At 45.7% G+C, this 25,961-nt stretch carries 19 protein-coding genes; 15 read left to right on the forward strand and 4 right to left on the reverse strand.

Annotated features, from left to right (window positions below):
* Positions 1 to 66: 66 nt before the first annotated feature.
* On the forward strand, positions 67 to 462 hold the full coding sequence (locus tag AAE02nite_RS09745) for a hypothetical protein (RefSeq protein WP_146897535.1): 396 nt from the start codon (positions 67 to 69) through the stop codon (positions 460 to 462).
* 275 nt (positions 463 to 737) lie between these two features.
* Entirely contained in the window at positions 738 to 2,069 is a 1,332-nt protein-coding gene (locus AAE02nite_RS09750; protein ID WP_146897536.1) for a sigma-54-dependent transcriptional regulator, read from the forward strand.
* 181 nt (positions 2,070 to 2,250) lie between these two features.
* On the opposite strand, the gene AAE02nite_RS09755 is transcribed toward AAE02nite_RS09750, so the two are convergent.
* Positions 2,251 to 4,812 carry a hybrid sensor histidine kinase/response regulator gene (locus AAE02nite_RS09755; protein WP_146897537.1) on the reverse strand — a complete coding sequence of 854 codons (2,562 nt, stop codon included), beginning with the start codon at positions 4,810 to 4,812 and terminating at the stop codon, positions 2,251 to 2,253.
* A 560-nt stretch (positions 4,813 to 5,372) separates the two neighbouring features.
* Between AAE02nite_RS09755 and AAE02nite_RS09760 the strand changes: the two genes are divergently transcribed.
* The 9 genes from AAE02nite_RS09760 (at position 5,373) to AAE02nite_RS09795 (ending at position 14,475) form a co-directional block, all read left to right on the forward strand.
* Positions 5,373 to 5,789, forward strand: a complete 417-nt coding sequence (locus AAE02nite_RS09760; RefSeq protein WP_146897538.1) for an STAS/SEC14 domain-containing protein — start codon at positions 5,373 to 5,375, stop codon at positions 5,787 to 5,789.
* Positions 5,789 to 6,196 (forward strand): DUF7793 family protein, encoded by a 408-nt coding sequence (locus AAE02nite_RS09765; RefSeq protein ID WP_146897539.1) that lies wholly within the window; start codon positions 5,789 to 5,791, stop codon positions 6,194 to 6,196. Before AAE02nite_RS09760 ends, AAE02nite_RS09765 begins: the two co-directional genes overlap by 1 nt.
* A 224-nt stretch (positions 6,197 to 6,420) precedes the next feature.
* Positions 6,421 to 6,999: an RNA polymerase sigma-70 factor gene (locus AAE02nite_RS09770; protein ID WP_146897540.1), complete on the forward strand. Its 579-nt coding sequence runs from the start codon at positions 6,421 to 6,423 to the stop codon at positions 6,997 to 6,999.
* A 144-nt stretch (positions 7,000 to 7,143) separates the two neighbouring features.
* Positions 7,144 to 7,875, forward strand: a complete 732-nt coding sequence (locus AAE02nite_RS09775; protein ID WP_146897541.1) for a head GIN domain-containing protein — start codon at positions 7,144 to 7,146, stop codon at positions 7,873 to 7,875.
* Positions 7,876 to 7,942: 67 nt separating this feature from the next.
* Positions 7,943 to 8,947 (forward strand): FecR family protein, encoded by a 1,005-nt coding sequence (locus AAE02nite_RS09780; RefSeq protein WP_146897542.1) that lies wholly within the window; start codon positions 7,943 to 7,945, stop codon positions 8,945 to 8,947.
* Positions 8,948 to 8,988: 41 nt separating this feature from the next.
* Positions 8,989 to 10,641, forward strand: a complete 1,653-nt coding sequence (locus AAE02nite_RS09785; RefSeq protein ID WP_146897543.1) for a FecR domain-containing protein — start codon at positions 8,989 to 8,991, stop codon at positions 10,639 to 10,641.
* 98 nt (positions 10,642 to 10,739) lie between these two features.
* Positions 10,740 to 10,889: a hypothetical protein gene (locus AAE02nite_RS26275; protein ID WP_170252568.1), complete on the forward strand. Its 150-nt coding sequence runs from the start codon at positions 10,740 to 10,742 to the stop codon at positions 10,887 to 10,889.
* Between the two features lie 258 nt (positions 10,890 to 11,147).
* Positions 11,148 to 13,523, forward strand: coding sequence for a TonB-dependent receptor (locus tag AAE02nite_RS09790; RefSeq protein ID WP_146897544.1), 2,376 nt, complete (start codon positions 11,148 to 11,150; stop codon positions 13,521 to 13,523).
* A 430-nt stretch (positions 13,524 to 13,953) separates the two neighbouring features.
* Complete coding sequence (locus AAE02nite_RS09795; protein ID WP_146897545.1) at positions 13,954 to 14,475, forward strand: NUDIX domain-containing protein; 522 nt, start codon at positions 13,954 to 13,956, stop codon at positions 14,473 to 14,475.
* A 91-nt stretch (positions 14,476 to 14,566) separates the two neighbouring features.
* Here the strand turns inward: AAE02nite_RS09795 and AAE02nite_RS09800 are convergent, their stop codons facing one another.
* Positions 14,567 to 15,652, reverse strand: a complete 1,086-nt coding sequence (locus AAE02nite_RS09800; RefSeq protein WP_146897546.1) for a glycoside hydrolase family 5 protein — start codon at positions 15,650 to 15,652, stop codon at positions 14,567 to 14,569.
* A 254-nt stretch (positions 15,653 to 15,906) separates the two neighbouring features.
* Here AAE02nite_RS09800 and AAE02nite_RS09805 point away from each other — a divergent pair, with 254 nt between their 5' ends.
* Together AAE02nite_RS09805 and AAE02nite_RS09810 are read left to right on the forward strand one after the other, a co-directional pair.
* On the forward strand, positions 15,907 to 16,191 hold the full coding sequence (locus AAE02nite_RS09805) for a hypothetical protein (RefSeq protein WP_146897547.1): 285 nt from the start codon (positions 15,907 to 15,909) through the stop codon (positions 16,189 to 16,191).
* Between the two features lie 193 nt (positions 16,192 to 16,384).
* Positions 16,385 to 16,624, forward strand: a complete 240-nt coding sequence (locus AAE02nite_RS09810; RefSeq protein WP_146897548.1) for an entericidin EcnAB — start codon at positions 16,385 to 16,387, stop codon at positions 16,622 to 16,624.
* A gap of 69 nt (positions 16,625 to 16,693) precedes the next feature.
* On the opposite strand, the gene AAE02nite_RS09815 is transcribed toward AAE02nite_RS09810, so the two are convergent.
* Complete coding sequence (locus AAE02nite_RS09815; protein WP_246150927.1) at positions 16,694 to 18,508, reverse strand: glycoside hydrolase family 3 protein; 1,815 nt, start codon at positions 18,506 to 18,508, stop codon at positions 16,694 to 16,696.
* Positions 18,509 to 18,911: 403 nt separating this feature from the next.
* On the opposite strand from AAE02nite_RS09815, the gene AAE02nite_RS09820 reads away from it, so the two are divergent.
* Complete coding sequence (locus AAE02nite_RS09820) at positions 18,912 to 20,129, forward strand: pyridoxal phosphate-dependent aminotransferase (RefSeq protein ID WP_146897549.1); 1,218 nt, start codon at positions 18,912 to 18,914, stop codon at positions 20,127 to 20,129.
* A 247-nt stretch (positions 20,130 to 20,376) separates the two neighbouring features.
* Complete coding sequence (locus tag AAE02nite_RS09825; protein WP_146897550.1) at positions 20,377 to 22,752, forward strand: DUF7133 domain-containing protein; 2,376 nt, start codon at positions 20,377 to 20,379, stop codon at positions 22,750 to 22,752.
* 299 nt (positions 22,753 to 23,051) lie between these two features.
* Here the strand turns inward: AAE02nite_RS09825 and AAE02nite_RS09830 are convergent, their stop codons facing one another.
* Positions 23,052 to 25,886, reverse strand: a complete 2,835-nt coding sequence (locus AAE02nite_RS09830; protein ID WP_146897551.1) for a TolB-like translocation protein — start codon at positions 25,884 to 25,886, stop codon at positions 23,052 to 23,054.
* Between the last annotated feature and the right edge of the window lie 75 nt (positions 25,887 to 25,961).

Consider the following 25,961-nt stretch of genomic DNA (forward strand, 5'->3'; position numbering starts at 1 on the left):
TTTCTGGCACGACTATCGGATATAGAACTGGCAATGAACACTATTAAATCACAAACAAATACCCTTATGAAAAAAGTTGTTTTGTCTGCCTTTGCTTTTGCTATGTTCACTGCGGTTTCTGCTAACGCCCAAACTGCTCCATCAACTCAAACGCCTGCTGCCACTGGCACTACTCAAACCGGGACTCAAGGTGCTGCCCAAACTGGCGCTGGCGCTACCCAATCTACAACAACCACTACCACTACTACCGCTACAGAAGAAACTAAGACAGCGGTTACGGTAGAAGAATTACCAGCCGGCGTAAAAACTACCCTGGCCAGTGCAACCTTAAAACCGTGGACTGCTACCGAAGCGTTTTTAGTTAAAGGTGCCGATGGAAAAGAATATTATGCCATCAACCTGAAAAAAGATAATGAAACCGGCAGCGTTAAGCTGGATAAAGAAGGCAAACCAGTTAAATAAATAATTTGCACCGAAAGTGCATCCGCGCTGATAATTAAGGTTAAAGCGAAAAATCAATCTAGAACACCAGTAACTTTTAACAATTAGCTTAGTTTGTATAATGTATTCTGCCTGAATACCACTTATACCTGATTATTGTAGTACTGTCTGGTCAAATAAAATTATGAAAAAATTCGTTTAATAATTGCTTTAACCTTTTTACCAAACAGAGAAAAAGCCGGGCATTCCCCGGCTTTTTCTTTTACATTTACGTAATCAGCGTATTTTTATCAGGCATGCCCAAAATCTTATTAGTTGAAGACGACTTAACTTTTTCGCTTATTCTGGAAGGTTTCCTGAAGAACCAGGGCTACGCAGTAGAAGTAGTGCACCGGGTAAAGGATGGCATTAAGTCCTTATCTAACCAGACGTACCAATTATTGCTGATAGATTACCGGCTACCCGACGGCACCGGCTTTGAGATACTGGAAGCCATTAAGGCCAAAGCTTTACCGCTGCCCGTTATCATGATGACCAGCTTCCGGGAAGTAGGAACGGCCGTACGCGCCATGCGTTTAGGGGCTTTCGATTATATTACCAAACCCGTTAACCCCGACGAACTGCTGATGGTGGTGCAGGAAGCCTTAAACAAAAAGGAAACGCCGCCCGCTGCCAAAGAAAACAAAACGCCTCTGCTAATTCAGGGCCACAGCGAAGCTTCTAAACAACTTTACGATTTTATCAGTTTGGTTGCCCCTACCGAGATGTCGGTAATTATACAAGGCGAAAGCGGTACCGGTAAGGAGTATGCCGCCCTTACCATTCACCGCCAGAGTAAACGCGCTGAAGCGCCTTTTGTGGCCATCGATTGCGGCGCTATTTCGGGCGAACTAGCTAACAGCGAATTATTCGGCCACGTAAAAGGCGCTTTTACCGGGGCTTTAAGCGATAAACAAGGATTATTTGAAGCGGCGCAGGGCGGCACTGTTTTTCTGGACGAAGTAGGCAACCTGAGCTACGAAATTCAGGTGAAGCTTTTACGTGCCTTGCAGGAACGCGTAATACAACCCTTGGGCAGCAATAAGCAAATAAATATTGATGTGCGGGTAATTACGGCTACTAATGAGGATTTAATAAGCAGTGTTAAAAACGGCGCATTTCGGGAAGATTTATACCACCGGCTAAACGAATTTAAAATTAAAGTGCCGGCTCTCCGCGACCGCGGTAACGATCTGGAAGAATTTGTCCGGCATTTTACCAACTTGGCGAATCAGGAATTAGGCCGGCAAGTAACTGCTTTTGCGCCGGAAGTAATGGCAATATTTCAGTCCTACCATTGGCCCGGCAACTTGCGCGAACTCCGGAATGTGGTACGGCGGGCGGTGCTTTTAACCTCTGGTGCAACAGCCGGAAAAGAAACCCTGCCCGACGAGATGGTACTGGCCATACAGGAAACACCTAAACCAGAAGGCCCGGACCTGAAAGCCCGGCAGGAAGCCACCGAGCGGGAATTAATTTTAAAAACCTTGCAGGAAGTTAAATACAACAAATCGAAAGCAGCTCGTTTGCTCAACATCGACCGGAAAACGCTTTACCTGAAGTTAACCAAGTACAACATACCGGCCTAAAGCTTTAAACGGCCTCCAGGAAATTTACTTTGCGTTGAATATTTTTCACCAACTATTTTTCTCCATACGCTCTATGGCGCGGAAGTTACTTCCGTGCCTTACTTGGGTAGTAAACAGAGCATGAAAGTAACTTCCGCGCTAGAAAAAGCCAGCATATTTGGCCCCACTGAACATTAGAAACTTAAGCAACCTCCAGGGAATTTAATTTACTTTTAATATTTTTTACCAACTCTTTAATGGCTACCTGCAAAGCTATTATTTCGGTCTGTAGCCCGGCCAAAGGTTCTTGTTGGTTTAAGGCTGCTTCAATGGCGCGTAAACGGGCTGCTAACGCCACAGCGCCCATTTGTCCGGTGCGGCCTGCCAGCCGATGAATAATTTCGCTTACTGGTTCAGCTAAACCTGCTGCTAAATAAGTGTCTAAACTTTCCAGATCTTCTTGAGTATCCCGGATAAACTGATGCAATATTTTATCCAATAGTTCTTCGTTGCCACCGGTCATTTGCAGCAAGCCGGCTAAATCCGGTCTAGTTAAGTTATCACTAGTTGCTTCGGCACAATTAAGTTCTACGGCTGGTAAGTGTTGTTGCGCCAAGGCTAATAATTCCTGTTCCCGGAACGGCTTCATTAAAATACCGTCAAAGCCCTGGGCCAGAATTGCATCCCTTTCTTCGGGCAGCGCCTGAGCGGTTAAGGCGTATATTTTAGCGTTAGCACCAATACGTTGCCGTAGGGTTTGGCATAGCTCCAGGCCGTTTAATTGCGGCATCCGGATATCGAGCAATACTAACTTAACCTCCTCGTCCCACGTCTGGTTAGCTACGGCTAATGCATCGGAGGTACAAATATTAGTTAACTGGTGTTTTTGCAAAATAGCTTCGCATAATTGCAGAATAAAAGTATCATCGTCTACCACCAATATTTTACCTTGGCGTTTGCCTGGCGCCGGTAAACCCGACTGCATTTGCTCCGCAGCAGCTTCGGGCTGAGCGATTGCATATGTCAGGTTAAACCTGAAACTGGAGCCAATACCGGGCTGGCTTTCAACGGAAATATTCCCGCCCTGCAGTTGAATCAAGGTTTTAACAATACTCAGCCCTAAACCGGTGCCGCCGTGTGTGCGGGCCACCGAAGCATTCGCTTGCTCGAAAGAATTAAAGATATGGTCTACTTCAGCCGCTGGAATACCAATACCCGTATCTCTTACTTCGAAACTAAACTCGCAATGTTCGCCAATATTTTGATGCTGGATAATTAGTTTTACTTCGCCGGTGGCGGTAAATTTAACCGCATTGCCCAACAGGTTATACAAAACCTGGCGCAGCCGGAAAGCATCGCCTATAAATATGCCGGTTTCAGACAAATCACTCTCCAGACGCAGGGGCAAATTCTTGTTTTGGGCCGGCAGCCGCATAGTTTCAACTACTTCGGTTATTAGTTGCTGCATACAAAAAGGCTGTTGCTCCAACGTAAACTTATCCGAAACAATCCGGCTGTAATCGAGCACTTCGTTCACAATCTGCAACAAATGCTCCGATGATTGGTAAATAGCGGCTACAGCGGCCGGTTCGGGTTGCTGCTGGTGTCGCACCTGCTCGGCAAAACCCAGAATGGCTTGCAGCGGCGTACGAATTTCGTGACTCATATTGGCCAGGAACCGTTGTTTTACCCGGCCTAGTTGCTCGGCTTCTTCGCGGGCTATTTCGGCTTCTTCTTTGGCAATAAGCAACTGCCGACGGTATTTATGGCTGCGCGAAATATCAATAAATATAAAATAAACTAGTGCTGCCGCCCCCACAAAAAAGCAAATTAAGATAATATTTATGCGGCCGATGCTGGCGTTCATGGCTTCGGTAGCCAGGCGGTTATGTTGTTTTACCTGTTTTATTTCTTCGGCCTCGATGGTGTGCAGCAATACCAGTAATTGCTTGTGCAACTGATTGCCCGAATTTACCAAAGCTAATTCCCGGTTTAATAATTTGGTGGTGCGGGCGTGCTGTTCGCGCTCAATGCGGCGCATCATTTTTTCAACCTGCCACAAGGCGCTGTCTTGCCGGGCCACCGAAAGCGTATCTACCTGCACTTTTAGTTCTTCTTCCACGTACTTCAGAGCCGGCGGCAACTTTTCGCCTTTGCGCCCCCCAAATAAGCGACTTAAAAAGGGCTGTTTCCGATGAATTTCTATCTGGGGTTCCGTTGGAATAACAGTAGTTGTGGTAACTTTCTGGTTGGTGGTAATAATACTGCTGTCTACTTTGGGTTTGTTTCTCGCAATAAATTTTGAAATGGCATTAATCCGCGCTGTCAGTGCGTCATTATGTACAAAATCTGCCCGGAGGTCGAGGTAACTTTTCAATAATTTATCGCGGGAACGCAGAATCGCCTGCATCGAATCGAGTTGCTGCAACTGCAAGGCATTGCCGGCGCTTAATTGCCGCAGCGAATCAATGGTTTGAATTAAATATGCTGACTCCTGCTTAAACGCCTGACTTGCCTTTGCCGGTTTCCGGATGACATTAACCTTTTGTAGTTGATCGAGTTGCGAAACGTGGTGAAAAAGATTATTTACAATTTGCAGCTTTTCGTTGGGGGCTGAAACTTCTTTAACGGCATACAGCATTTCGGTGAAACCAAGCCGCGTTACCACCCAAAACGAACCCAGCGCTACCGCCCCAATCAGAAAGGCCGCAATAACTTTTCGCCGGATAGACCTTAAAAAATATTTTTCTTTAAAGTTCGCCATGATCTAAATAAACTCTTTTGAATCTGGATTATTATGTTCCGGGCTAAGTCTCAGGAATATTTTTCCTTTTGCCCTTATTACCCGCCGAAATATTCCGCTGAAAAAACCGTTTTAAGCCCGGACAGTTCTGTTGCACTTGCCCCTGTTTCCGGTCTCCTTTCGGAATGAAGCGCATAGGACTTCCCCGATCAGACATTACTTTCTTTTACTAATATTACACTCAGCAATTTAAACTTAAAAGCAAAAACCGGAGCCCTATTTTATGCCAGATCCCATCCATAGTTAGGCATACATTAAAGTAGCTGACTGATTACCAACCAATTATTCCCGGTTAAAGTTTAGAAATAGTTAAACATCAGACCTTAACGCTGTATTAGAGTGGGTCTAAAATATTGATACTATTAAGCTATTTCCATTAAATAAACAAACTTAGTTTTCAACATATTGCTGTTTATAAATAATGGAAAACCGGGGCAAACCAAGCGGGCTTAAACCAGTATAATCTAAAAGCGGGCTGCTATTGTATTACCAGATGTTCCAGCGCATAATGCCGAAAAACTATGGAAGAAGTTTACTTTAAAGAGGATTACCTGACACTGTATTATAACCGGCAGAACAAAACCGCGCGGGCTGTATGGAATGGTTTCTTAAGCGGCGAAACCTTACGCCATGCTATAGAGCAATGTAACCAACTGTTAGATGAAGAAAAACCAACTAACTGGCTGGCCGACAACCGCAAAATGAAAGCTATCCGGCAGAAAGATCAGGTATGGATACAGGCCAACATGATTCCCAAAATTGTAGCTTCGTCGCTGCGCAAAATGGCTACGCTGGTTTCCGAAGATATTTTTAACCGCATGGCCATCGAAAACCTTTTTGTAAAGGCCAATGATCTTATTAAATTCGACCACCAATATTTTAAAAACGAAAAAGCTGCTACCCAGTGGCTCGAAGAAAAGCATAGCATACCGAGTTAATGGCAGTAATCTATTTCCAGAATAATTATCTCACCCTGTACCACCACGCGGCCGAAAGCCTGGGGCACCCCGTCTGGACGGGTTTTGCCAGCGGCGATGAACACCGCAATAGTGTGCTGGAGTGCGTTAAGTTAATTCAGGAAGAAAAGCCTCAGCTTTGGCTAACCGATAACCGCAAAATGAAAGCGGTGCGCAAAGCCGATCAGGATTGGTTTACGCAGGAAATTATTCCGATTATGGCCGCTTCTTATTTGCGTAAATTTGCCGTGCTCATATCAGAGGATATTTTTAACCAGATGGCGGTGGAGAATATTTACCAGCAGACTACCAAAATAAACAATTTTGAAATGAAATTCTTCGATAATGAGGCCCTGGCCCTGGCCTGGTTAAAACAAGCAGCTATTTAGGTTTTTGTTTCAGGTAGCTACTGGTGCTGTTATCTCCGCCAATTCTAAAATTCCTACCACCATATTTCCGGAACCTTCGCAGCAGGGGCAGCGGTTTTAGCCTTTTTATAAAAGGCGACCCTGCTTTGTAAAGATTATTAGCTTCCTGTGGCCTAATATCACGCGCTAATTTTATATTATTACCCAGAATTAAAATACTTTTGTGAAAGTTTTGCACTCTTTTCATGAAAGTAGAAAGTTCAGGCGGCAAAGTGGTCTCGCTGTACCAGCACCATACTCCGGAAGAAAAAGTAGAAATGCTTTTCCGGCAGTATTACGCGGGCCTGTGCAAAAGCCTTTACCGCATTCTGCGCGATGACAGCCTGGCCGAAGATATTGTGCAGGAAGTTTTCTTGAAAGTTTGGGAAATACGCGATCAACTTAAGATGGACGAGGCCATCCAGTCCTATCTGTATCGTTCTTGCTATAACACCGCGCTCAATTTCCTGAAAAAGCAAAAGCAAAATACCGATGTAGCAGTACTGGAGGTTGTGCCGGATGAGGATACGGCTGAAAAAAGTTTAGATTTTGCCGAAACCGAAAACCAAGTATTTGCCGCTATTGAAGCGTTGCCGCCCAAAACCCGAATGGTGTTTTCGCTTAGCCGTTTCGAAGAATTAAGCTACAAAGAAATTGCCGATCGGCTGGAAATTTCAATTAAATCTGTGGAAAAACACATGGGCATTGCCTTGCAGCGCCTCCGCGAAAACCTGCGTGAATACCTCGTAGGGCTGCTTTTATTCCTACTCAGCCAACTCTTCTAAAATTTTTTTATTTTTTTTCTGATACCAAGGTAGGGTAAGCTTGCCTTTAATTGTTTTATAGAGGAAGACAGCAAGGGCCCGCTGCTTTATCATTGAAACAAATTATCGACCTAATTAAAAAACAACCAGAAAAACTTTAAAACTATGAAAAGCTATTTCGCACAAAAAACCATTACTGCTCTTTTTTTACTCGCTCCCGCTTTTTTATTTACTGCCTGCGATGAGGAAGCATTACGCGGCAAAGGCGACACTATTTCCTTAACTCGCCCGGTAGGTGCTTTTGATGAAATTAGCATGGGCGGCGATTTTGAAGTTTATTTATCTCAGGGTCCGGCTAAAGATATTTTACTCGAAGGCCAGGAAAATATTCTGAACGAACTATCGACCCAGGTAAGAGATCATAAATTAATTATTAAATACGACCGCAACCGGGTAAAAGCGCATAAGCCCGTCCGGATTTATATTACCACCCCGGAGCTAACCGAAATTGAAGTATCGGGTTCTAACACCGTACGAGGCTTAACCGATTGGGATGTAAATGATTTTGAGATTGATGCTTCCGGCAGCAATACTATTGATTTAAACCTGAAAAGCGCCGATGAAATTAAAACTCAAGTATCTGGTTCGGCTAATATTAACCTGAACGGCGATGCCAACGATTTCGCTATTCAGATTTCGGGCTCCGGTAAAATAAAAGCCTTCGGCCTGACCACCAAAACCGCCGATGTAAATGTAAGTGGTTCCGGCCGGTGCGAATTAACGGTAACCAACCATTTAAAGGCAAAAATCAGTGGCTCAGGTAATGTGCAGTACCGCGGCAACCCCACTGTAGATACTTCTATTTCGGGCAGCGGCCGGGTAACAAAAGCCGATTAATTTTCTTTTATTTGCTTTAAATTACCCGCCGGTAAGGCAAGGCTCCAAATTGGTTTTACAGCTATAAATGAATAACAACCCGCAAACACTCTGTGAAAAACTAGCCAGTTACGTCAGCGGGAATGCCTCGGAAGATGAAAAAAGCTGGGTCCGGCAAAATACGGCCTCGGTAAAAGAAAACGAAGAAGCATTCCGAAAGGCGGAGCAGGTATGGTCGCGCACAGGCTTACCGGCCGACTCGTACGAACCAGATGTAGAAAAGGGTTGGCAGCGATTTCAGGTGCGGGTGCAGGCCCGCACCATAGCTTCACCAGTTAAAAAACCGGCTTATAGTATGTGGGTTGCGGCAGCCACGGTAGCATTATTACTGGTAGCCGGCCTTTACTGGACCGCAAACACCAACCAGCCTGCGCAGACAAGCTGGACGGAAGTTAGAACTGGCCCGAATGAAACCAAAACCATTAATTTAGCCGATGGCAGCCAGGTAGCCTTGAATAAAAACAGTACTTTTTCGTACCCAACCAATTTTCAGAAGGAAAACCGGACGGTACGGCTAAAAGGGGAAGCATTTTTTGAGGTGGCTAAAGCAGAAGGCAAACGGTTTACCATTTTTGCCGCCGGTACCAAAACCGAAGTAATAGGCACTTCTTTTAACTTAAGGGCCTATGCAAAAGAACCGGTAAAAGTGCAGGTAGTAACGGGTAAAGTAGCTTTTGCCAAAACCAGCACCGACGATGCCGTATTTCTGGAACCGGGCCAGGAAGGAGTAATAGCTGATAAAACCGTTCGAGCTGTTAAACAACCCATTCCTAGCCCCAATTTTCAGGCCTGGAAAACCAAGAGCCTGGTATTTCGGGATACCCGCCTGGAGAGCCTGGCTAATGAACTCGAAAATTATTTTGGAATTTCAATTCAAATTAAAAAAGAGGCTTTAAAAAATTGCCGGTTTACAACTTCTTTCCAGCATCCGGAGCTAAAAGAAGTACTAGCCATACTAGCCGAAACGGGCAATTTGAGCATCACCCAAAACGGAACCCAATACCTGATTTCAGGGCCGGGCTGCCAAGACTAATCTTCTAAAAAAATCTTTAAATTATTTAATTAAATTTAAGAATGAGAACAAAATTCTTCATAACAGGATTTCTATGCCTTTTCCTTTCGGGCTACGCCCTAGCGCAGAACCTGCAAAAAAAGGTTTCGCTTGAGGTACGGGAAGCTACCCTGCCTCAGGTACTGCAAAAAATTGAGCAAAATTATCCTTTTCGCTTTTCGTACATGAACAACGCCTTGCCGGCAAAAAAGAAATATTCGGTTGAAATTAAAGAGAAGCCGCTGGCCGAAGTATTAGATGTATTGCTGTCGGATACCGATTTGGGTTACCGCGAAAGCAATGGTCAGGTAATAATTAAAAAAGGTTTTCCCAAAAGTACTCCTAAAGCCTCTACCCTACAAAAATTACCGCCGGCTACTCCCGAAAACAAACCCAAACCAGCTGTAAAAGCAAGTAGCAGCCAAGTGCCAACGGCCGAACCGAAAAGTAATACTTCGGCTAGCCAGCCGAAAACCGAAACTACACCGGCTAATACGCCAGCGGAACAAGCAGCACCAACCGACAATAGCGCCACTTTAACCGTCGACAATACCGCCACTTCCGAAACCACACTGGAAACCACTACCGGCGAGCAAAAACCTTCTTTTCTGGAAAAACTGAAAAATATAAAGTTGAACCGGAAAAATGAAGAATTACCCGCCGATACTACTGAAATAAAGCCGACGCATTTTGGTATTATTTACCCCATAAGCACCAACGGTCCGCAGGCTAACCAGTACGTAAACCGGGTATCGGCCCATTTGCTGATTGGTACCGCCAAAGGTTTAGAATTTGCCGATTTTACCGGCCTTGCCAGCATCCAGAAAAGTTACGTAAACGGCGCCCAGTTCAGCGGGTTCATGAATATTGTGCAGAATAAACCGGAGCACCGGGACTTGGCTTTCGTCCGGAATGGGGGTAGTGCCGTTAAAGGCGCCCAGTTTGCGGGATTTATGAATATTGCCAACGGCGAGGTTAAAGGTGGACAATTTGCCGGCTTTATGAATCTGGCGCAGGAAGTAAAAGGCGTACAGGGTGCCGGATTTTTAAACCGGGCGAAAACCGTACACGGTACGCAAATGGCTGGCTTTATGAATATTGCTGGTAATGTAAAAGGTACCCAGATTGGCGTTTTCAACATTGCTGATAGCATCTCGGGCGTACCTATTGGAATATTTAATTTTGTAAAGCATGGCGGTTACAAGAGAGCGGAGTTTTACATGGCCGATGACTTTGATGCCAACTTTACCTACAAACTAGGCGTGCAGAAATTCTACTCCATGATAGCGTTAGCAGCCGAACTCGAAAACGAGAAAAGATGGGCCTACGGCTTTGGGTTTGGCGCGGAATGGCCAATTTCTAAATTACTTAAATTAAATACCGACCTTATTTCTTATAACGTAATTGAAGAAAGCTACGAGAATTTTCCGGATGGTTTTTTAGAAGCTGATCAACTAAACCTGCTAAATAAATTCCGCTTATTAGGTACCCTGCAACTGGCCAAGCACCTGGCCTTATTTGGTGGCCCTACATATAATGTAATGGTATCGCAGTACGAGGCGCCGGGTTCCGATAAAATAGGTTCCGGCCTGGTTTCTAAAACAATTTACGATCACACCGCTGGTATAACCAATGTAAAAATGTGGATTGGCTTTAACGCCGGTCTGCGGTTCTAATCCTCCGCCCTACCCGGCACTTACCAATTTCTTTAAGCTAAATATTTTAAAGCGGCTTTTCAGCCACTCCGGACCCTTATTGCCTAAAAACTACAACTATGAAACAAAATATCACTTCCGTAACCATTGCACAGGATTACCAGCGAGGCTGGGAAATCTCCCAAAAAGAATATTCACGCCAGCAAAAAAGAGCACAGCGGCAACCTAACCACCGCTCCGCTACTTGGGCCTCGACTATGCAAAAGTAAAGAACTGCCTGCGGCATTTGTCCGGTAATCGTACACGTTGCCCGTCCGGTTCCAGTACAAAAGTTACTTTCTAACTTTTGCAAGAGGCCCTAATTTCTAAATATTACCAGTCACTCAACACCCTATATTCGGCATTCATCTTTTAAAATCCGGCATTCATGGGTTTAGAACTTCTATAAAAGCAGCAATCAGGTGCATTTGGCAAAGTTTAAGTAGTTGCCGGTGCACACCAACCAAAACCTAAAACCATTTATTATCATGTTTCAGAAAAAACGTTTTATATATCTATATTTATTAATATGTCTGTTTGGCTTTTTAGAGTTGCAGGCCCATGCCCAAACCCTTACCCAAACTATCCGCGGCCGGGTACTCGACAAAGAATCGCAGGAGCCGCTCATTGGCGCTTCTATTGCTATTACCTCTACCAAACCCTTAAAAGGCACCATTACCGACAGCGACGGTTACTTTAAAATAGAGCGCGTTCCGGTAGGCCGCCATACGCTTAAAATTAATTATCTAGGCTACGAAGAGCAGGTGCTACCCGAATTATTATTGGGTTCCGGCAAAGAACTGGTGTTAAATATTGGCCTAATCGAGTCTATCCGGCAAATGAACGAAGTTGTGATTACGGCTGAACAGGAAAAAGGCGTACCCATAAACGAAATGGCTACCTTAAGTGCCCGTTCTATTTCGGTAGAAGAAACCAAACGCTATGCCGCCAGCATTAACGACCCGGCCCGGGCCGCGCAATCGTACGCCGGCGTAGGCAGCACCGACGATACCAGCAACGAAATTGTGGTACGGGGCAACTCGCCGCGCGGCGTATTGTGGCGCATTGAAGGTGTAGAAGTTCCTAACCCGAACCATTTCGGCGAAGAAGGTGCTTCCGGCGGCGGTATCAGCATTTTGAGCGTAAACATGCTCGATAATTCTGATTTCTACACTGGCGCTTTCCCGGCGGAGTACGGCAATGCTTTATCGGGGGTGTTTGATATTAATCTCCGGCGCGGTAACAACGAAAAACGGGAATATGCCGTGCAAGCCGGTGTACTGGGTTTGGATTTTGCCGCTGAAGGCCCGTTTAAAGCTGGGTACAAGGGTTCTTACCTGGTTAATTACCGCTATTCTACTTTAGCTGTTTTAAATAAATTAGGCGTAAATATTGCCGGCGATGGGACCCTCGATTTCCAGGATTTCTCTTATAAACTGCACTTGCCTACTACCAAAGCCGGGGTATTTTCGGTGTGGGGCATTGGCGGGCACAGCCAGCAAAACATAGAAGCCGAGCGCGATGTAACCAAATGGCAAAACCGTTGGGATAATTACGACGATAAATTTATTTCCAGTATGGCCGCCACCGGTATTTCGCATACTTATTTCCTACCCAATAATGCTTACTTAGAATCGGCTATTACGTTTTCGGGCAGCCGCAACGAATATCGCCAGGACTCGCTCAGCGCTGAATATAATCCTAACCTGATTTACCGCCACCAGTTTAATAATATTACCGGCCGGGCATCAATATTGTACAACCAGAAATTTAATGCCCGTCATACGCTACGCACCGGCATTATTTACAGCAACCTGGGTTTCGATTTATTCTCCGAAGGAACCAACAACGACGAGCATGATTTGCAGCGCTACGTAAGCAACGATGGCCGCACCGGCTTGTGGCAAGCTTATGGTCAGTGGAAATATCGCCTAGCCGAAAAATGGACCTTGAATACGGGTTTGCACGCTATCTCACTGGCTTTAAACGGTAACACTTCGGTAGAACCACGTTCGGGTCTGAAATGGAACTTCTCGCCTACCCAAACACTGGGTGCCGGGTTTGGGGTGCACAGCCGCCATGAATCGATGAACCTGTACTTTGCCGAAAAGCCATTGTCTAACGGCCAGCTTAGTTACCCGAACAAAGAACTTGGGTTTACCAAAGCCAAGCATTATGTAATATCTTACGATAACCAATTGCGTGAAGACCTGCGCCTGAAAGTAGAAAGTTATTACCAAAGTTTATACAATGTACCGGTTTGGGCCGACCAAACCAATACTGAATCAGCGTTAAACGCAACGGATGGATTTACGATTGACTCATTAATTAATACCGGCAGTGGCAAAAACTACGGGGTGGAAATGACCTTGGAAAAATTCTTTACCAAAAATTATTATTTTTTAATAACCGGTTCACTTTATAACTCAAAATACACAGCCAGCAACGGCCAGGAATTTGATACCCGGTTTAATGGTCAGCATTTGTTAAATGCCTTGGTTGGTAAGGAATTTAAAGTTGGTAACCAGAAAGCAAATTTAATTGGCGTAAACTTCCGGTTAAACTGGGCCGGTGGCAACCGGTATACCCCCGTAGATTTAGAAAAATCGCGCGAACAAAACAAAGCCGTTTATGTGCAGGACAAGCGCAACACCTTGCAAGCCGCTGATTATTTCCGGACCGATATTCGGGTAAGCTACCGCAAAAACAAACCCAAGGCTTCCTATATTTTATCGCTGGATTTGCAGAACGCCACCAACCGCCTGAATGTGTACAGCCAATATTTCGACCTGGAAACCGAAACCATTAAAACAGCTACCATGAGCGGCCTGATACCCGTATTAAATTACCGAGTTGAGTTTTGATTGGATTGTTGAATAGCTGATTTGTTAGATGGTTAAATTGTTGCTCTCTGTTGTGGGTAGAGTTAGCGCAGCGCTCTACGCACTTTACGGAAAACCAATCTCTGATTGGCGTATTAAATAATCTGGAACAGCCAGCATTTTGATGCGTAATAACTTTGGCTTGCGACAAAGGAGCACTAAAGCCAGAATCAGACATAGTTGTACATGGTTTACTTTTGAAGATACGCCAATCAGAGATTGGCGTACCTGAAAAAGGGTAGAGCGCTACGCTAACTCTACCCACAACCGATAGCCGTCATGATACCCGCCTCAATTTATTTTATTAAGTTTTAGTCGTCATGTTTAACCTGTTTACTTTTATAAGAAAGCTGGCTATAAGCTGGCTTTCTGCGTATAGAACGCTACTTATTTTAAAATCTGCCAATATTTTATGAAAGAAATAAATAAACAAACCGTATACGATGGCTTCTTTAAGCTCTACAAAATAACTTACGAAGACAATGGCGAAACCTTTGATCGGGAAGTTTTTGTAACCGGTAATGCCGTAGCGGCTTTGCTTTATGACACCCGAAAAGATAAATTTATTTTTGTAAAGCAATTCCGGCCGGCGGTAAACCAGGATATGCTGGAATTAGTAGCCGGCCTGCTGGATAAAGAAGGCGAAAGCCCCGAAGAGGCCATGATTCGGGAAATAGAAGAAGAAGCGGGCTATGCGGTAGATAAACTCGAATCAATTATTAATTTTTATCCCTCGCCGGGAGCTTTTGCCGAAAAGCTGCACGTGTATTACGCCGAAGTAAGCCACAAAATAGGCGAAGGTGGCGGCGCCGAAGGCGAAAACGAGAATATTAAATTGATAGAGATAACCAAAGCCGAATTAAAAGATAAAATATTCAACGATGCCAAAACTTTAATTGCCGTGCAGTGGGCCAAACTGAAAGGGTTAGTTTAGTTACAGAGAATTGCTCCGGTAAAAATTAACTCCCGAAATAACCAAGGCTAAAGCCCGCACCGCTATGTAAAATCGGTGCGGGCTTATTCTTTTAATAAGCCCGCAGTAAATCCAGCATCTGCCGGTCCAGCTGGTGGCCCTGGTAATCTTCGTAAGTTACATCGGCACGCGCACTATCAAGCACCCCAAAAGCGCCTCGTAAATTCCACAACGACCAGCCCCAGCCATTTTCTTTATAAATTTCCAGGTTGTCTTTCATCCAAGCCAAAGCCACTGCGTGCGGCGTTTTATTGTAAGCACCCCACTCCCCTACGTGTACGCCGGCACCTTGACCAGCTAGCTTTTTCCAGGGAGCGTAGGTTTCATTTTTTAGCCGGGCTTTGTCCCAGATATTGTTGGCTCCTTGCTGGTAAGGCCAGGCGGGCACCGGCCAGGTATCAGATCCAGCGGCCCAGGAGGCCTTGTAATGGGTAAGCTGGAACGGACCATAGCCACGGGTACTTTGCCCCACTTTCAACGGCACTAAACTAAAAACCGGCTTGGTACCATACTGCATGCCATCGGCAATAATCAGGCGTTTGGGATCTGCTGCACGGATGGCCTCCACTAACCGGGTAACTACCCGTACATAATCGGCTTCGGCTACATTGGCCGGCTCGTTTATTAAATCGAAACTTACTTTTTTATTGGAGATGCCTTTGTAACGTTTAGCCAAGTGCTGCCAGTGAAAAGCCGCGGCGTCCAGGGCCTTCTCATCCTGCCACAAGTTAAGCGGTTCCGCCGGCGGATTTACACAGTAGCCGGGTATGCGATGTAAATTCAGGTTTACATGCACTTTATGTTTGTCGCCGTAGGCAACTGCCTGGTCTACCTCCTGCAGCACGCTTTCGTTTAGTTGCAGCCAGTTATCGGGCCTGGCCCAGCAATGGTACGACATAGGTAAACGGGCAAAATCGAAACCCCAGTCGGCCATCATTTGGAAATCGGCTTCCTGGAAAGGCTGGTTATTAGCGCCGTTAAATTTTTCGAGCAGGTTAAAGCCGCGCCAACGGGGCAACTTTTTCGCACTCGGCTTTCGCAGGATTTCGGCGGTAGCCGGTATATTTAAAAACAAGGCCGCACTGAAGCCAAGGCTGGTTTTAATAAAACGACGACGGTTAAGGTTACTTAAACTCATAACAAATTTGGGGTTGATAGCATCAAGAATCAGTTTTTGAAGGTACCGGTTGCTAAATCAATTATATAAAAGTAGTAGCATCCACCTAAATTCCACTGCAACTGAATAGCGTTAAACTCCCGGGCTAAAATAAAAAAACAAATCTGTATAAATGCTGTTTATCAGCCAACGGGTTATCATTTTAAGTTAAAAAATTGAAAAAGATAGGAAATAATCGGCTTTCACCGTATAAACCTTATTTATAATTTAAAACTATGAAAAAGCTAACTAAAATATCATTCTTTGCTTTTATGGCAACTTTTGCCTTTGCTGCCTGCGATAGCAATACTAAGCGGGCTGCCGAAAATACCGGTGATGCCGTGGAAAGAGATTTGGAAAATGCTGGCGAAGAGATAGAAGAAAACCTGGAAGAAGCGGCTGATGAAACCAAAGAGGCGGCTAGAAAAGCCGGCGACAAACTCGAAAAAGCCGGTGACGAAATAAAAGAGGGTGCCCGCAATGCCCGTGATGAAATAAGACAGGAAGTAAACGAAGAATAACGCGATTAATTTACGCGCTTTTATTTAACCGATTGGCTTTTTAAGGGGCTAAATACCGGCTGCTGGTGAAACCAGGCAAGAATGGCACAAAAGTTATAGCCATGGTCAGGTATGAAAAGAAATTTAAAATTTTCTAAAATCGCGGGTTACTTTTTCTTATTTCTGGTATAAAGGAAAAACAAACCCAAAAAAGATGAAAAAATTAGTAAGATTTTCTTTTATAGCACTGGTTGCAACTTTCACTTTTGCGTCTTGCGAAACCAAGAATACGGAGAATGCTACTGAAAATGCCGGCGATGCCATAGAAGCAGATGCCGAAGCTACCGGAGACTCTTTAGAGGCCAACACCGACCAAGCAGTTGATGCTACTACCGATGCCGTTAACGAAGCTGGCGCCGAAGTAAAAGAAGAAGCACACGACGCTCAACACTAGTATTACGTTTCTGATTATATAAGAAAGCCCGCTGGTACCAGCGGGCTTTCCTTTTTTATACGCTTTCTATTATAATCCGTCGCCGTATTTAAAATGGTCGCTTACTGTTACCGGCAGTTTACCATTGGGCTTTATCTCGCCAAAAATAAGCCGGGCTGCCGCCTCCTGCACTGCCGGTAGTTGCTGGTAACCCACAATCAGGCCATTGGTTTTAGCCATATCTGAAAACTGGTTAAGCGTATAGGCATTGTCAAATAAAGTTACAATTGCCCGTTTATCCCGGATGAGCTGATCTACCAAATCTCTCTCTTCTTTGGATAGGCCTAAATGGTTGCTGGGCCGGATGCTGGGGCCGTAAATAGCGATAACTACCTGACTGTGTTTCTTGAGTTTCTTCAGCAATAAATCCCTGTTCTTTTTAGTACTGCGGCGCGGCAGCCAGAAGGCTTCAATTGGAGCCCGTTCGGCCATTTTACGCTGGAAAAAAGTTGGCCGCGCAGCTCCTACAGCCATTACCGCAATTTTTTGCTTTTTGCGCTTAGGTTTCTGCAGCGGTAAAATATTGCGCTTGTTGTGCAGCATGGTAATAGCGCCTTCGGCTAAACGCCGGTTGGTTTCGTGTGCCCGTGAGGTATGTAAATCCTGGTAAATGTTTTGCAGCGGCACCGGTTTATACCGGTTCAGACCAACCCAATATTTAGCCGCCAGTACCTTTTTACAGCGCCGGTCTAGTTCAGCCTGACTGATTTTGCCTTCCCGGATAGCGGCCTGGATCGCTTTTATCGCTACGGGCACGCTCACCAGGCGCTCCAGAATATCGTTACCCGCTACCAGTGCCATTACTTCGGCTTCGCCCGATTTAAAATATTTGGTAACGCCCTTCATTACCATGGCATCGGTAATAATCAATCCAGAAAAATCGAGCTCACGCTTTAGTAAATTGGTAACAACCGGGCGCGATAAAGTAGTAGGAATATTTTGAACGGATGAATCGAGTTGGGGCAGATGCATGTGGGCTACCATGATGCCGCCAACTCCGCTCCTAATCAAAGCTCTGAAAGGATATAATTCCAAGGTATCCAACCGTTCGCGGCCATAATTAATTACCGGCAAATCCAGATGCGAATCTACATCGGTATCGCCGTGACCTGGGAAGTGCTTGGCTGTGGCAATAATGCCGTGCTCCTGCATACCCAGCATATACGCCAGGCTTTTAGAAGTAACATCTTTTTTATTTTCGCCGAACGACCGGTAACTAATAACCGGATTATTCGGGTTGTTATTAATATCCACCACCGGGGCGAAATTTAAATGCATACCCAGTCGCTTAAACTCATAGGCAATTTCGGTGCCCATGCGGTAAATCAGGCTATCGTTATTAATGGCGCCCAGCAACATGGGCAACGGATATTGCATGGCGCTATCCATGCGCATTCCTACCCCCGACTCCGCATCCATGCTAATGAGCAAAGGTACTTTAGAAGCGGCCTGAAATTTATTCGTGAGTTTAGCCTGGCGTACCGGCCCGCCCTGGAAAAAAATAATGCCCCCTACTTTGTAACGCCGAATAAGGTTCAGCACATCTTCTTCATTCTTTTTACCATTGTTCGGGAAAGCTTCTACAATCATTAATTGGGCAATTCGCTCGGCCGGCGTCAGGCGGTTAAACACCGAATCGACCCAGGTATTGCGCCGGTTTAAGGTGGTAATTAAGGCATTGGGGTATTTAATGGTATCTTCGGGCAAGACTACCGGTGCTTTAAATACCACAATTTTATGCGGCGCCCGGTGGCGTTCGCAGCCGACCAGTGCCCCAGCACTACACAAACTTATCAGTAGAAGAACCCGGAAAAATAATTTATTTAAAAAACAATCAGTATACACTTTCAAAAATATTCTAATCAGGTAGAAGCCTCACTTACTCTCTTAACGCAAGAGTTGTTACAATATTCAATAATTCTAATTTAACACCTAACTTTAAATTGTGAATGGTAATTTATTATCCGCTCTTTTTAAGCAAAAAATAAAATCTGGTAGAAACCGTTTAAAACGCAATGCTCCCAACAGCCGAATAGGCTACCCTACGTCTGGCGTAAAACATGTACCAAGCAGCCGAAAAAGCCAATATTTTACCCTTTGGGTAAATAGCAAGGCGCAACATCACCCCCGATTTATTCTGAAAAAATTATTTACCAACTAATAAGAAAGCGCAATTACCTAAAAACTAACGCTTAATAGCTCAAAGCTAAAAACTAATTTTTTACCTTTAAGCTCAAATTATAATTCCATGATTCAGAAAAGTAACCGGCTGCTGAACGTTTTCTACGAAATTCGCGGCCCGATATTTGAAAAAGCGCTGGAGCTCGAAATGCAAGGCTACAAAATTACCCGCCTGAATATCGGCAATCCGGCCCCCTTTGGCTTTGACGCCCCCGACGAGATTATTCACGATGTAATTATTAATATCCGGCGAGCGCAAGGCTACACCGATTCTAAAGGATTATTTGCGGCCCGTAAAGCGGTAATGCACGATTGCCAGCGCAAAGGCATTCCTAACGTGCAGATAGATGATATTTACATTGGCAACGGCGTAAGTGAGCTGATTCTGCTCTCAATGCAGGCCCTGCTGAATAACGGCGATGAAATATTGATTCCGGCCCCGGATTATCCGCTCTGGACCGCTTCGGTTAACTTAGCGGGTGGCAAAGCCGTGCATTACCGTTGCAATGAAGCCGCCGATTGGTTTCCCGATTTAGCTGATTTGGAAAGCAAAATTACGCCCCGTACCAAAGGCATGGTTATTATTAACCCCAATAATCCCACCGGGGCCGTATATTCCGAAGAGGTTTTGCGGCAAATGGTTGCCATTGCGGAGCGCCACAACCTAATTATTTTCTCCGACGAGATTTACGATCGCATTTTGTACGACGATGCCGTTCATTTTTCGCCAGCTACTTTTTCGGATGATATTTTATTTCTGACGTTTAGCGGTTTATCTAAAAATTACCGGGCCGCTGGTTTCCGGGCGGGCTGGCTGATTGTGAGCGGCGCCAAGTACCGGGCAAAATCGTACATAGAAGGGATAACAGCGCTGGCCAGTATGCGTTTGTGCAGCAATGTGCCTTCGCAGTTCGCCATCCAGACGGCCCTGGGCGGTTACCAAAGCATTAAAGATTTGGTATTACCCACTGGCCGTTTGCGTCGGCAGCGCGATGCGGCCTACGAAAAGTTAACGCAGATTCCGGGTATAACCTGCGTTAAACCCAGAGGGGCTTTTTACATGTTCCCAAAAATTGACGTAGAAAAATATAACATTAAAGACGACCAGCAATTTGCGCTGGATTTATTAATCGATCAGAAAATATTAGTAGTACATGGTACCGGTTTTAACTGGCCGCAGCCGGATCACTTCCGAGTAGTGTTTCTGCCTACTGTAGAAGAACTGTCCCAAACCATCGATAGGATTGGGTTATTTCTGCAAGATTATTCGGGCAGCCTCGAATAATAATTAATTTGAATTAAGATAATTTTTAAAGGAACCTGCTCTTACCAGCAGGTTTTTTTATGCCCATCTTTTTACTGATTTAAACAAACTGTGCTAAAAATTTACAGCACCAATATTTTATTTTTTATAAATTACAAACCAGTGTAAAATAATAAGCCCCAAGCATTTATACAAATGGGTTCCGAACGGATGTTTAATCATAAAGCTTACCGCTGTTTTGAGCTTATTTGAACCACCAATAATTAAAATGAAAAAAAAACAATCGTTCCTGAGCCTGCTGGCATTCTCGCTGCTGGTGCTATCCTGTAAACCACCCCAAGGTACTTCCGGCGATACTGCCAATTTTAAACCCGAGTTCAACCCAAAACCTTCACCGGCTTATTTATCACCGCAGGAAAGCATGAAAACCATTCATGTGCCGGCTGGCTACAAACTGGAACTGGTGGCCAGTGAACCCATGATTAAGGAACCGGTAGCCATAGCCTGGGACGGAAATGGTCGTTTGTACGTGGCTGAAATGCTGACCTACATGCAGGATGCCAATGCCAGTGGCGAACGCCAGCCCATCAGCCGCATCACCAGGTTAGAAGACACGAACAACGACGGCAAAATGGATAAGAGCTCAGTTTTTATTGATAAACTGCTCTTGCCCCGGATGATCCAATGTGTAAACGATGAGCTGCTGGTAAACGAAACGAACACTATTAACATCCATAGTTACCGCGATACGGACGGTGACGGCAAAGCCGACCAGAAAAAATTAGTTTACCAGAACGATAAGTACGATGTAAACGGCGCTAATATGGAACACCAGCGCAGTGGCCTGGACTGGAACCTGGATAACTGGATGTACCTGACTTACGATCCGATCCGCTTCCGGTATACCAATGGCACCATGCAGATCGATACCATCACCAGCGGTTCGGGTGGACAATGGGGCGTAACCCACGACGATTACGGCCGCATCTATTATTCGCGGGCCGGCGGCGAAATTCCGGCTTCCGGATTCCAGATAAATCCGGTTTACGGTGGCCTGGAGTTCCCGGACCAGTACAGCGCCAAGTTTCAGGAGGTGTGGCCCATTATTGCGACGCCCGATGTACAAGGCGGCTTTCCTCGCCTGCGCCCAGATGTAACGCTAAACCATTTCACGGCCTCCTGCGGCCAGTCTATTTACCGCGGCGATAGGTTGCCAGCCGATTTGCGCGGCGATTATATTGTTTGCGAACCCGTGGCCCGCATTATCCGCCGTGCAAAAGTTATCAACAACAATGGCAAAACCACTTTAGAAAATGCTTATGATCGTCAGGAGTTTATCTCTTCTTCCGATATGAATTTCCGACCCGTAAATACCGCAACCGGTCCCGACGGTAACCTGTATATTGTGGATATGCACCGGGGCATTATTCAACAGGGCAACTGGACCAAACCCGGCTCCTTTCTGCGCCAGCGGATTGACAGTTTAGGCTTAGATAAGAACGTTGGCCACGGCCGCATTTACCGCTTAGTACACAACAGCACCGCCCGCACCAAAGCACCTAAGCCCCAGCTACTAAACCAAAGCAGTTCGGAACTCCTGACTTACCTCGATCACCCGAACGGTTGGTGGCGCGATAATGCGCAGAAACAAATAATTGTAAAACAAGATAAGTCGGTGGTAACAGCCTTGAAAAGCATTATTTCGGGCGGACCAATTGGCAAATTCAAAACGCCCAGCCATTTAGCTCGCATCCACGCCTTATGGACCTTGGAAGGTTTAGAGGCGGTGGATAAAGAAATATTAATAACTGCTTTAAAAGATGAACACCCGCAGGTAAGAAGAACCGCCGTGTGGATAAGTGAACCTTACTTAAAGCAGAACAATGCTCAAATGCTAGCTGAAGTAGCTAAATTACAGAATGATCCAAATTACGATGTACGGGTGCAGTTATTGTTATCCCTTTACGAAAGTAAAGCGCCAGCGGCTAAAGCAATAACCAAGCAGATATTAGATCAGAACACCAACATCGAAATGCTGGTAGCTACACAGGATGCCCTGGTTAAGAACGAAAACACTAAAAATTACGGCAGTAAACTAGCTAACTTACCGGCCGCTGACCGCAGTTTAATATTGCAGGGTGCAGCTACTTTTAAATCGTTGTGCGCTTCGTGCCACGGGGCTGATGGCAAAGGATTAGCGGTTGCCGGCAGCAGCATGGCCGCCCCGCCGCTTAAAGATTCCAAGCGCCTGGCCTTCCTCGAAAAAAATACCGCTATCCGGATTGTGATGCACGGTTTATCGGGCCCGGTAGATGGCAAAACGTATGCAAGTGTAATGCCGTCTATGTCAGCGAACAGTGATGAATGGATTGCCGGTGTGGTTAGCTATATTCGTCATGAATTTGGCGGACCGCCACCCCGCAATTACGGCGGTGTGCAACCCGGCATGGCTCCGCCTTCTGCCAGTAAGGCGAATGGCTTTACTATCCGGCCTACTGTTTCGGCAGCCGTTACGCCCGAAGAAGTAAAGAAAATCAGAACCGCCCACGCCAGCCGCACCAAAACCTGGACATTGGCCGAACTGGAAGCTAAAAGCAAAGACGAATTAACGATACAAACTACGACGGGAAGTAGTAAACAGTAGCCGTTTTTCTGGCAACATTTTGTGGATATCTCCCACTGATTATAGCACCTCCGGCTAAAAACAATTTGTTTTTAGCCGGAGGTGTTTTGCTTCAACATTCACTTATCCACAATAAATATTGGCCTGATTTAAGCAATCTCACCCTGTCATTCAGGAGGAAACTTGTTGGTTGTCTGCTAAATAGTTTCCTCCTGAATGACAATAGTGGACTTGATAGGTTAATACAATAAACAAGCAAAGTAGCGTTAAGTTGCAATGCTATTTTAGATTAAAGACATAAGTTGCGCTAATGGCTTACTCTACAAATTAAACTCACCCACAATAAATTCTATGGATGGCTTTTGGGTATCTGGACGATAAAGCACCCGTACACCGGCATCGAACAAAACGCCTTGTAAGCGCATGAAATTAAAATCGGTAGTAAGCTCCAACCCGACTGATTGGTAGGTATAATTCCGGTTGACTTGGTTTCGCCGGTCGTAGCGCTGGCCGTACCCGTAATCATAAAAAATATTGCTTTTCAGGCGCTGAAAATAGAAGAAAGGGCCGAGCGCAAAATCAGGATAAAATATTGGGAACTTATATTGCACCGAACCTCCATAGAATTCGTCATGTGGCCGGTAACCATACCCCCTGACAAACCGCATGGGGCTGCTGAAAATATAATCGTGGGTATCTTCTTTCTGGTAATTACCCGTTAACTGCAAAGAGTGGTGCTTTAACAACCCAGGGAAAGCCAGCCGGGTAGTAGCCGTAAATATTTCGCCGCTGTAATCTCCACCGAAGGGTGTATGATTGTAATACAAAGATGCTCGCTGCTCAAAACGGCCCGCCAAATCGCGACGGCTTTGGCGTAAGACTCGATTATAGCTCGCCGAATAATTAACGTTGCGCAAAACCCCATTGGCTTGTTCGGTTAAGACGCGCCGGGGCCGGTAAAAGTCCGAAATGCTATTAATCTGGGCATTGGTAGACAAGGTTAAAGATTGCAGGTATTTGGAGCGGGTCAGGTTAAGTGGCAAAGCCAGACCGGCGGTAATATTTTTTTCGCGCCATTGATAGGTGGTGTCGTTTTCCTGAGTAGTGCGGTAGCCGGTAGCACCCGTTAGATTTATTACTGGGTAATATCCTAGATAACTAACGCCGGCAAATACCCGGTTGCTGCTTTCGCTCAGGTTACGCGTATAACCTACCGTTGAAACGGCTGTACTCAGAATATCCTGCGATAAAATAGCCAGCGAAACCGAATTACCTTCCGGGTCCAGGCTCGGCATCCAGCTATGCGGGTTAAAAATATGTTTCAGGCGGCTATATTTCTGCACAGGGTATGTTTTAGCTGGTACATTAGTCAAAATATTAGGGGTTCCCTCCTGCTCAACCAATGGCCCGTAATAATTTACTTTACTTTTAACAACCTTTGCCAGGGGTATCCAATTATCCGGGTTCAGCGACATGGTGTAAACATTGTACCCTCTTAAGGAAAAATCGTTGAATAATATTCCTTTACCATTGGTAGTTACGGCCGGGTTAATGCCCGCGTACCGCCGCGATGCCACCTGGTACTGCTGCCGGGTAATTAGGTCCAGCGCATAAATATTCTCGATACCATTATAAGGCGAATTATAGAAAACGTATTTATCGGTGATAACCGGGTGCCCAATATTTTCGGAGGTGGGTGGCATTAAATCGGTGAAGGTACCAGTTTCTACATCAACCTGGACTATGGTGCGGGTGTTGTTGCGGGTGCGCAACAACACTACGCTTTTCCCATCGGGTGCCCACCTCGGCATCGAAATAAAATCGTTTTGCGGACTAGGCCAGCGCTTGAGTTCTTCCCCGGTATCAGCATCTAACAAAACCAACGAATTAATATTTTGGGTGCTTACTTCAATGGCGGCAATGGTGTGGGCATTGGGCGAAAAAGCGGGTGCCGCCAGGCGGGTCTGGCGCTTTAATACCTGATACGTTCCGGTTTCCAGGTCGTAGGTTTTTATTATGGAATAGTTGCGGGTATCCCAGCGCGGATCGTACTCGTATTCGCTCCAGACAATTTTTTCATCTACCACCGAAAGCATGCCGTTGCTCGTTAAAATACCCGGCGTAAATATTTTACGTTCGTTGCGGCCATCGGCATCTAAGCGCACAAAAGTTTGGATATCGCTTAACCCACTTTTAAGGGCAATAAAGCCGCCGTCGGATAAAGGTTGGGGGTACAAATAATCGGTGTAAGTGCGGTTGCGGCGCTGGGTTAAAACAATAGCCGGCGTCTGGGGCAAGCTGTCGGCTTGTTGCGTCCAAAGCGAATCCAGTTCGTGCGTCATGGCGCGGTAAGTGGCCGTTAAGCGTTTACCGGCCTGCTGGCGTATGGCTCTCGAAAAGGTGAACGGCACATAAAATTGATCCAGGGCTTGCTGCATTACTTTACCCCAGATGTCAGTTCCGGCTTTGCGGCGCAGGTGCGTTACCAGGTGGTAGCCGGTTACATAATGGTTGGGGACATTGTCGCGGAAAGAGCCCAGGTGTTGCTTGTTGTAGCGGTAAGGCTTACGTTCGAGCAAGATAGTCCGGAACAATAAATCAAAATCCGGAATGCGCCCGCGACCGCTCGGCGAGAACGCCGTTTCGGTAGCTACCGCATCGCCCTCCCAGAACCAGCTCGGCACGGCAGCGTTGCTTAAAGCCAATATACCATTCTGCCCGAAAGGATAATACGCCAGCTTAACGCGGCTATGGTAAGCTTTTTCGTACTGCACCATGTGCCGGAACTCGTGCATGGCCAGCAAGTTTAACCAGTTGTTGGTACCACTTAAATTATAATTCTGCGGCGCGGTGGTATAAAATTCGCTGCGCCGTGGCGATAAAGCTACAAAGCCGTTAGAAATTACCCCCTGGTTTTGCAATACCAACGGAATTTTGTGCGGTGCGTGGCCCAGGGAACCAGAGAGCGGTTTATGAATATATTGCATGGTGTTTGCCATGCGTTGCCCTTCCTGCTCCAGTTCGGCGGGGAATATTATTTTAAAACTTTCGGTATTTATTTGCCGCCATTTTACGGATGGCGGGTTGGTACCGGTTTGGGAGAAAGCCACCGAACTGGCTAAACTTAAGAGCGCAAGAAGCAGTTTTACCCGCATATTGGTTATCTGATAACGTTTGAGGGAAGTTGCAATAGGTAGTCCGGCACCGGAACCCAGCAGTTCTATTTGGCT

Origin of the sequence: Adhaeribacter aerolatus (genome assembly GCF_007991635.1) — a bacterium.
Lineage (GTDB): Bacteria > Bacteroidota > Bacteroidia > Cytophagales > Hymenobacteraceae > Adhaeribacter > Adhaeribacter aerolatus.

Excerpts from the sequence above, each read along its gene's own strand:
- AAE02nite_RS09825 (WP_146897550.1), top strand. The coding sequence starts at position 20,377 with ATGAAAAAAAAACAATCGTTCCTGAGCCTGCTGGCATTCTCGCTGCTG.
- AAE02nite_RS09820 (WP_146897549.1), top strand. The coding sequence starts at position 18,912 with ATGATTCAGAAAAGTAACCGGCTGCTGAACGTTTTCTACGAAATTCGC.
- AAE02nite_RS09780 (WP_146897542.1), top strand. The coding sequence starts at position 7,943 with ATGAATAACAACCCGCAAACACTCTGTGAAAAACTAGCCAGTTACGTC.
- AAE02nite_RS09790 (WP_146897544.1), top strand. The coding sequence starts at position 11,148 with ATGTTTCAGAAAAAACGTTTTATATATCTATATTTATTAATATGTCTG.
- AAE02nite_RS09765 (WP_146897539.1), top strand. The coding sequence starts at position 5,789 with ATGGCAGTAATCTATTTCCAGAATAATTATCTCACCCTGTACCACCAC.
- AAE02nite_RS09785 (WP_146897543.1), top strand. The coding sequence starts at position 8,989 with ATGAGAACAAAATTCTTCATAACAGGATTTCTATGCCTTTTCCTTTCG.
- AAE02nite_RS09755 (WP_146897537.1), bottom strand. The coding sequence starts at position 4,812 with ATGGCGAACTTTAAAGAAAAATATTTTTTAAGGTCTATCCGGCGAAAA.
- AAE02nite_RS09750 (WP_146897536.1), top strand. The coding sequence starts at position 738 with ATGCCCAAAATCTTATTAGTTGAAGACGACTTAACTTTTTCGCTTATT.
- AAE02nite_RS09775 (WP_146897541.1), top strand. The coding sequence starts at position 7,144 with ATGAAAAGCTATTTCGCACAAAAAACCATTACTGCTCTTTTTTTACTC.
- AAE02nite_RS09795 (WP_146897545.1), top strand. The coding sequence starts at position 13,954 with ATGAAAGAAATAAATAAACAAACCGTATACGATGGCTTCTTTAAGCTC.
- AAE02nite_RS09800 (WP_146897546.1), bottom strand. The coding sequence starts at position 15,652 with ATGAGTTTAAGTAACCTTAACCGTCGTCGTTTTATTAAAACCAGCCTT.
- AAE02nite_RS09805 (WP_146897547.1), top strand. The coding sequence starts at position 15,907 with ATGAAAAAGCTAACTAAAATATCATTCTTTGCTTTTATGGCAACTTTT.
- AAE02nite_RS09830 (WP_146897551.1), bottom strand. The coding sequence starts at position 25,886 with ATGCGGGTAAAACTGCTTCTTGCGCTCTTAAGTTTAGCCAGTTCGGTG.
- AAE02nite_RS09760 (WP_146897538.1), top strand. The coding sequence starts at position 5,373 with ATGGAAGAAGTTTACTTTAAAGAGGATTACCTGACACTGTATTATAAC.
- AAE02nite_RS09745 (WP_146897535.1), top strand. The coding sequence starts at position 67 with ATGAAAAAAGTTGTTTTGTCTGCCTTTGCTTTTGCTATGTTCACTGCG.
- AAE02nite_RS26275 (WP_170252568.1), top strand. The coding sequence starts at position 10,740 with ATGAAACAAAATATCACTTCCGTAACCATTGCACAGGATTACCAGCGA.
- AAE02nite_RS09810 (WP_146897548.1), top strand. The coding sequence starts at position 16,385 with ATGAAAAAATTAGTAAGATTTTCTTTTATAGCACTGGTTGCAACTTTC.
- AAE02nite_RS09770 (WP_146897540.1), top strand. The coding sequence starts at position 6,421 with ATGAAAGTAGAAAGTTCAGGCGGCAAAGTGGTCTCGCTGTACCAGCAC.